This window comes from Ramlibacter sp. AN1133 (genome assembly GCF_037890035.1).
Classification (GTDB): Bacteria; Pseudomonadota; Gammaproteobacteria; order Burkholderiales; family Burkholderiaceae_C; genus Ramlibacter.
Genome location: NZ_JBBKTQ010000012.1, coordinates 146,424 through 152,900, shown reverse-complemented (window position 1 = coordinate 152,900; position 6,477 = coordinate 146,424). Strand labels below are relative to the sequence as shown.

General features: G+C 70.4%; 8 protein-coding genes. 5 read left to right on the top strand and 3 right to left on the bottom strand.

Annotated elements, in window-relative coordinates; translation table 11 throughout:
- The coding region (locus WG923_RS18225; protein WP_340352404.1) for a hypothetical protein at positions 1 to 219 on the top strand (219 nt) is incomplete at its 5' end.
- Positions 220 to 349: 130 nt separating this feature from the next.
- Here the strand turns inward: WG923_RS18225 and WG923_RS18220 are convergent.
- Both WG923_RS18220 and fnr read right to left on the bottom strand, forming a co-directional pair.
- Complete coding sequence (locus WG923_RS18220; RefSeq protein ID WP_340352403.1) at positions 350 to 565, bottom strand: CsbD family protein; 216 nt, start codon at positions 563 to 565, stop codon at positions 350 to 352.
- A gap of 130 nt (positions 566 to 695) precedes the next feature.
- Positions 696 to 1,418, bottom strand: a complete 723-nt coding sequence (gene fnr, locus WG923_RS18215) for a fumarate/nitrate reduction transcriptional regulator Fnr (protein WP_340352402.1) — start codon at positions 1,416 to 1,418, stop codon at positions 696 to 698.
- A gap of 171 nt (positions 1,419 to 1,589) precedes the next feature.
- Here fnr and hemN point away from each other — a divergent pair, with 171 nt between their 5' ends.
- On the top strand, positions 1,590 to 2,975 hold the full coding sequence (gene hemN, locus WG923_RS18210; RefSeq protein WP_340352401.1) for an oxygen-independent coproporphyrinogen III oxidase: 1,386 nt from the start codon (positions 1,590 to 1,592) through the stop codon (positions 2,973 to 2,975).
- Positions 2,975 to 3,655 (top strand): sulfite exporter TauE/SafE family protein, encoded by a 681-nt coding sequence (locus tag WG923_RS18205; RefSeq protein WP_340352400.1) that lies wholly within the window; start codon positions 2,975 to 2,977, stop codon positions 3,653 to 3,655. The genes hemN and WG923_RS18205 overlap by 1 nt, the downstream gene beginning before the upstream one ends.
- 28 nt (positions 3,656 to 3,683) lie before the next feature.
- On the opposite strand, the gene WG923_RS18200 is transcribed toward WG923_RS18205, so the two are convergent.
- The gene (locus tag WG923_RS18200) at positions 3,684 to 5,345 is read right to left on the bottom strand and encodes a sensor histidine kinase (RefSeq protein WP_340352399.1); all 1,662 of its coding nucleotides are present in this window, start codon (positions 5,343 to 5,345) and stop codon (positions 3,684 to 3,686) included.
- Positions 5,346 to 5,504: 159 nt separating this feature from the next.
- On the opposite strand from WG923_RS18200, the gene WG923_RS18195 reads away from it, so the two are divergent.
- Together WG923_RS18195 and WG923_RS18190 are read left to right on the top strand one after the other, a co-directional pair.
- On the top strand, positions 5,505 to 5,954 hold the full coding sequence (locus tag WG923_RS18195) for a hypothetical protein (protein ID WP_340352398.1): 450 nt from the start codon (positions 5,505 to 5,507) through the stop codon (positions 5,952 to 5,954).
- 25 nt (positions 5,955 to 5,979) lie between these two features.
- Positions 5,980 to 6,459, top strand: coding sequence for a HugZ family pyridoxamine 5'-phosphate oxidase (locus WG923_RS18190; protein ID WP_340352397.1), 480 nt, complete (start codon positions 5,980 to 5,982; stop codon positions 6,457 to 6,459).
- Positions 6,460 to 6,477: the final 18 nt, after the last annotated feature.

Here is a 6,477-nt window from a genome sequence, read left to right as displayed (position 1 = left end):
GGTCACGCCCTGGTCCTCCCCGGCGCGGGTGCGAGCGAACTGTTCATCAGTGAGCGCGCCTCGAGCGTCGGCGACGGCGCCACCCGAGGCCACACACTTGCGGTCGACACGCTGCAGGACCAGTCCGTGGCTGTCCGGCTCAGCGACATCAAGGAGGAGGCGCGGGCGCGGCGCTCGCACGAGCAACGGTTCTCATCCGCGCCGGGGGACAGTCGCTGAGACGGACAGACACGGGCTGGTCCGGCCCGAGCGGCGCGACGTCCACCGAACACGGCCCCAACCGATGGAAGAACCCAAGAAAAAGGCCGGGACGAGGTCCCGGCCTTTCTTCGTTCTGGGGAACGTCAGGTCAGATATCGCGGCGCGTCGTCGTCCGATCGCGCTCGATCTCGCGGTCGTCGCGCAGTTCCTCGCGGGCATCGCCCACGCCCTTCTGCACGCGCCCCTTGATCTCGGTGGCCTGGCCGCGCACCTCGGTGCTCTTGTCACCCGTCAGGCGGCCCACTTCCTTCTTGATGCTGCCGGTGACCTCGTTCGTCACGCCCTTGATCTGCTGCTTGTTCATGCATTCGCTCCTGTGAGTCATCGATGACTCCCATCTTGGGTGCATGGAGCGCCCGGCATAGGGGACCAGCGCGGCAACGGCGGTGCGCTGATTCCTACAGAAGAGGACGCGCGGGCATCGCGCCCGAAGCTCAGAAGCCCGTGCCCGGCTGGGCCAGCAGGCCGCGCAGGCGGTCCACGTCGACGATGCGCACGTGGCGCTGGTGGACCTCGATCATGTTTTCCTCGGCGAAGCGCGAGAAGGTGCGGCTCACCGTTTCCAGCTTCAGGCCGAGGTAGCTGCCGATCTCCTGCCGGGTCATGCGCAGCACCAGCTCGCTGCGCGAGAAGCCGCGCGCCTGCAGGCGCTGCACGAGGTTCAGCAGGAAGGCCGCGAGGCGCTCCTCCGCCCGCATGGTCCCCAGCAGCAGCATCACGCCGTGCTCGCGCACGATCTCGCGGCTCATCACGCGGTGCAGGTGGTGCTGCAGCGCGCCGACCTCGCGCGAGAGCTCGCCGATGCGGTCGAAGGGCAGCACGCACACCTCGGCGTCCTCCAGCGCCACGGCGTCGCAGGTGTGGTGGTCGTTCACGATGCCGTCGAGCCCGACGATCTCGCCCGCCATCTGGAAGCCCGTCACCTGGTCGCGCCCGTCCTCCGCCGTCACGCAGGTCTTGAAGACGCCGGTGCGGATCGCGTAGAGCGCGTGGAACTTCTCGCCGTTGCGGAACAGCGCCGTCTTGCGCCGCACCTTGCGCCGCGAGCTGATCACCTCGTCGAGGCGGGCCAGGTCCTCGTCGCTCAGGCCGATCGGCATGCACAGTTCGCGCAGGTTGCAGTTGGAGCACGCGACCTTGATGGAAGCGGGGTTCAACTTGGACGGCGCGTCTTCTTTGGCGACAGGGGACATGAGGATTGACACTTTCGGCGCTTTGGTGCTGGTGGCGTGGTCCAAATTGTCAGGGCCGGGTTTTCCCCCCGGTTGACTCAGATCAACTGGCCCGGGGGTGGCGGGCCGCACGATTGCCGCCAGAGAAGACGCACCATGACCACCACCATCTCCCCCGATCTGCTGCGCAAGTACGACGTTCCCGGCCCGCGCTACACCTCCTATCCGACGGCGGATCGCTTCGTCGAGGCATTCGGGCCGAACGACTACGTGCAGGCCCTGGCCCAGCGCCGGGAAGGCCCCGCCGCGATGGCCGCGCCCCTGTCGCTGTACGTGCACATCCCGTTCTGCGAGCAGCTGTGCTACTACTGCGCCTGCAACAAGATCATCACCAAGCACCACGAGCGGGCCGCGCCCTACCTGCGCTACCTGACCCGCGAGGTGGAACTGCACACCGAAGTGCTCGGCACCGGCCAGCCGGTGAGCCAGCTGCACCTGGGGGGCGGCTCGCCGACCTTCCTGACCGACGACGAACTGCGCCAGCTCATGGCGATGCTGCGCCGGAATTTCGCCGTCGCGCCGGGCGCCGAATGCTCGATCGAGATCGATCCGCGCACCGTGACCGGCGAGCGGCTGCAGTTCCTGCACGACATCGGCTTCAACCGCATCAGCTACGGCGTGCAGGACTTCGACCCCGACGTGCAGAAGGCCGTGCACCGCGTGCAGCCCTACGAGCAGGTCGCGGCGCTGATGGAGGACGCCCGCCGCATCGGCTTCGATTCCGTCAACGTGGACCTGATCTACGGCCTGCCCAAGCAGACGCCGGAGTCCTTCACGCGCACGCTGCAGCAGGTCTCCACGCTGCGGCCGGACCGCATCGCCCTGTACGGTTACGCGCACCTGCCGGAGCGCTTCAAGCCGCAGCGCCGCATCATTGCCGCCGAATTGCCCGGTGCGGCCAACAAGGTCTCGATGCTGTCGCAGGCGCTGGCCGCCTTCATCAGCGCCGGCTACGTGTACATCGGCATGGACCACTTCGCGCTGCCGAACGACGCGCTCGCCGTCGCCAAGCGCCAGGGCCGGCTGCACCGCAACTTCCAGGGCTACAGCACGCAGGCCGACTGCGACCTGATCGGACTGGGCATCTCCGCGATCGGCAAGGTGGGCGCCACCTACAGCCAGAACGCCAAGACGATGGACGAATACTGCGACATGCTGGACCAGGGCAAGCTGCCCGTGGTGCGCGGCCTGGCGCTGTCCCGCGACGACCTGGCCCGCCGGGCCGTGATCATGGCGCTGATGTGCCAGGGGCAGGTGGTGTTCGAGTCGATCGAGCTGGCCTGGCTGCTGGATTTCAAGGCCTACTTCGCCCCCGAGATGGAGCAGATGCGCCAGCTGCAGGAGCAGGGCATGGTCGTCATCGACGACGAGGGCATCCAGGTCACGGCACAGGGCTGGTTCTTCGTGCGCGGCGTCGCGATGCAGTTCGACAAGTACCTGCAGGCCGACCGCAACCGGACGAAGTTCTCCCGGATCATCTGATGTCCCCGACCCTCGCCGGCACCGCCTTCCTGATGGGGCTGGTCGGGGGGCCCCACTGCCTGGCCATGTGCGGCGCCGCCTGCGGCGGCGTGATCCGCGGCGTCGGCGCGAAGCCGGCGCGCGGGATGTGGACCTTCCAGGGCGGGCGCCTGCTGGGCTACAGCCTGGCCGGTGCGGCCGCCGGCCTCGCCGTCCACAGCTTCGCCTGGCTGTCCTCGCACACCGCCGCCCTGCGCCCCGCCTGGACGCTGTTCCACCTCGCCGTGCTGGCCTGGGGCCTGATGCTGCTCGCGCAGGCGCGCCAGCCGCAGTGGGTGGAGAGCGCCGGCCGCGGCCTGTGGCGCAAGGTGCGGCCCTGGGCGCAACGCCCCGGCGGCCTGGTGGTCACGGGCGCGCTGTGGACCTTCATGCCCTGCGGCCTGCTGTATTCGGCGCTGCTCGTCGCCTCCCTCTCGGGCGGCCCGCTCGAGGGCGCGCTCAGCATGGCGCTGTTCGCCGTCGGCGGCGGCATCTCGCTGGGGCTCGCCCCGGCGGCCTTCCGCAAGCTGCAGGACCTGGGCAACCGCCTGCGCAAGGACTGGGGCACGCGCATCGCCGGTGGCCTGCTGGCCGCCACCGCCGCGTGGGCGCTGTGGATGGACGTGGCGCACCGGGTTGCCGAATGGTGCGGGCTGGCCTGAGGCGGGTGTTTCTCTGCCGCGCAGACTCCTAGGCTGCGCCCGCAGGCGGCACCCACGCCGGCAGCCGGATCTCCACGCCCGTCAGCGAAAGCTCCACCTTCCCGCCCAGGGGCTCGATGCGGCGGCGGGCCGAGGCCATGCGGGGCCCCTCCGGCGGCACCCGGCAGGCCACGTGCTCGGGCCCGCACTCGCAGGACAGGTGGATGCGGACCTGCCCGTCCTCGGCGCCCGTGGTCACCAGGATGCGGGTGCCGCCGGCGCCGCCGCAGCGCTCGCAGTTTTCCTCCAGCGCGTGCAGCAGCCCCATCAGCGTCTCGGTCAGGTGGTCGGGAATCGCCTCGCAGGCCAGCAGGCCCTCGCTGGGGCGCAGCTCGATCGGCGTGCCGCGGAAGCGCCGGTCGAAGCGCAGGAACTCGCAGACCGAGCGCACCAGCTGGTTGATGTCCAGCACCTCGGGCGTGCCGCTGCCGGCGGTGGCGAAATCGCTGATGCGCCGCGTCATCGCGGAGATGCGCGCGGTCTGCTCCACGATCATCTTCGGCACGGCGGGCTGCACGTCCGCCGGGGCGTGCCACTGCTCGATCTCCTGCGCCAGGCCGGAGATGATGGCGAGCGGATTGCCCACCTCGTGCGAGATGTTGGCGGCCATGGTCGCCATGGTGGCCATCTTGTCGCGGTGCCATTCCTGCTCGCGCTGCGCCAGGTCCTCGCGCGAGCGCGCCTCGGTGTCGATGATGCGCTGCGCGTTGCGCATCAGGTAGAGCAGGGCCAGGTACACGGCCACCAGCACCAGCGCGCTCACCATCAGCAGGCGCGTCGAGGCCTGCGCCATGGTGGCCTGGTTGCGCTCGGCGGACAGCTGCACGCGTTCCTGGTTGCGCGCCGTCACTTCCACCAGGCGGGCCGTGCCGGATTCGAGCTGCTGCAGCAGCGGCGTGACGTCCGAATAGATCTCGAACACGCCGCCGAGGCCGCCGCCGGGCATCTCCACCGGGATGTAGCTCTGGATCAGGTCGCGGTCCTCCACCTCGCCCTCGAAGGCGCTGAAGCGGTTGCGGTGGACCAGCTCGCTCGCGGGGCGGCCCGCGGCCGCGGAGCGCCAGCCGCGGTTGTCCGACTTGTCCTCGCCCACCTGCGCCGGCTCCGACGAGTACACGGTCAGCCCGCGCAGGTCGTACACCTTGATCTTGAAGACGCTGGTGCGCCGCATCAGCGAGCGCACCGGCGCGTCGATGTCGCTGAACCCGGGCAGGGCCGCCACCTGCCGGCGCAGTTCGGCCACGCATCCCGGCAACGCCGGAGCGCCGCCCTGGGCTTCCAGGGCCGGGGCCCGGCAGCGTTCGACCGGCACGACCTGGGCGCGCGCCACGATCGGCGCGAAATGCGAGTCCCACAGCGCGTTGGCGAAGACGTGGGCGAGCGTGACGTGGCCGGCTTCGTGCACGGACACGAGGTTGGCGCGGCCGGCCTCCTTCTGCTCCTGCAGCAGTTGCGCCTGCACGGTGGCCAGGAAGGCGCCGTGCTCGCGTTGCGCGGTGGCGAAGAAGCGCTGTTCGCTGCGCTCCAGCAGGAACAGGGCGATCGCCAGCACGGCGAAGGCGACCAGGCTGGTGGCGGTGAAGTAGTGCGTCAGCTGGAACGGACGTCCATCCCCCGCAGGACGCAAGGCCCGCATCAGGGATCGCAGCATGGCGCCACCCGGCACGTCGTCACGCTCCCAGTCTACTGGACGGGTGTGCGCTCATCAACGCGCGCGGGGCCCGCGTCTTTGAGCAAGATCATTCGTGGTGGTCGCGGCTCGTGTAATCTGCGGCGCCGGGTCCGCCGGGACCCGCGAAAGGAAGGATCCGTGCCGATTGGAGTGATGCGGCGTGCCGCGGCCCTGGTGGCGCTGGCCGCCTGCGCGCAGGCAGCGCAGGCGGCGTACGCCGGCCTGTGGTTCCAGTGCCAGCCACGCTGGAACGCGGAAAAGAACTACCTGCTGGTGCAGGTGCGCCCGGGCGAGCGGGCGTGGAACGCGAGCTGGGGCGCTTCCGACAGCGCGCAGGGCGCGGCGGCGAAGGACAAGGACGGCAACCTGCTGCTGCGCGGCTGCCATTCCCGCGGCGGCACGCCGGCCGCCGGCTGCAGTCCGGCGAAGCCGCCGCTGTTCGCGACGCTGCCCAGGGGCGTGGCGGACGGCAAGGGCCTGCCGGCCGACGCGGCGCTGCGCCGCGGCGGCTGGATCCGCACCGACCCGGCGGGATCGGAGCAGCTCGCGCGCCAGTGCGCTGCCCTGCGTCCCAAGGCCAGGGGTTGAGCCCGGCACCGGCAAGGGAGTCCCCATGAACGCGATCCAGGCCCAGGCCATGCGGCAGTTGCTGGAGCGGCAGGACGTCGCGGCGCTCGGCACGCTGCACAACGGCGAACCTTTCGTCTCGATGGTCCCTTACGCGCTCGCGCCCGACGGGCAGGGCTTCGTGATCCACGTGAGCCGGCTGGCCACGCACACGAAGGACATGGAAACGCATCCCGGCGTGAGCCTGCTGGTGATGGACGAACGCACGCCGGAAGTCCCGCCCCAGGCCCTGCCGCGCGTCACGGTGCAGGGGCAGGCGCAGCCCTGCGCGCCCGACGCACCCCTGTACGCGGCGGCGAAGGAGGCCTATCTCTCGCGCTTTCCGAACAGCCAGGAGATGTTCGGCTTCGCCGACTTCTCGCTGTTCGTGATCGAGCCGCGCTCGCTGCGCGTGGTGGGCGGCTTCGCGCAGGCGTGGTCGGTCACGGCGGCCGACTTCGTGCGCTTCATGGGAGAGGGCGGCTGACGCGCCGCTGCGCGCGGG

Coding starts and splice junctions, on each gene's coding strand:
- WG923_RS18190 (WP_340352397.1), top strand. CDS start 5,980: ATGAACGCGATCCAGGCCCAGGCCATGCGGCAGTTGCTGGAGCGGCAG.
- hemN (WP_340352401.1), top strand. CDS start 1,590: ATGACCACCACCATCTCCCCCGATCTGCTGCGCAAGTACGACGTTCCC.
- WG923_RS18205 (WP_340352400.1), top strand. CDS start 2,975: ATGTCCCCGACCCTCGCCGGCACCGCCTTCCTGATGGGGCTGGTCGGG.
- WG923_RS18200 (WP_340352399.1), bottom strand. CDS start 5,345: ATGCTGCGATCCCTGATGCGGGCCTTGCGTCCTGCGGGGGATGGACGT.
- WG923_RS18220 (WP_340352403.1), bottom strand. CDS start 565: ATGAACAAGCAGCAGATCAAGGGCGTGACGAACGAGGTCACCGGCAGC.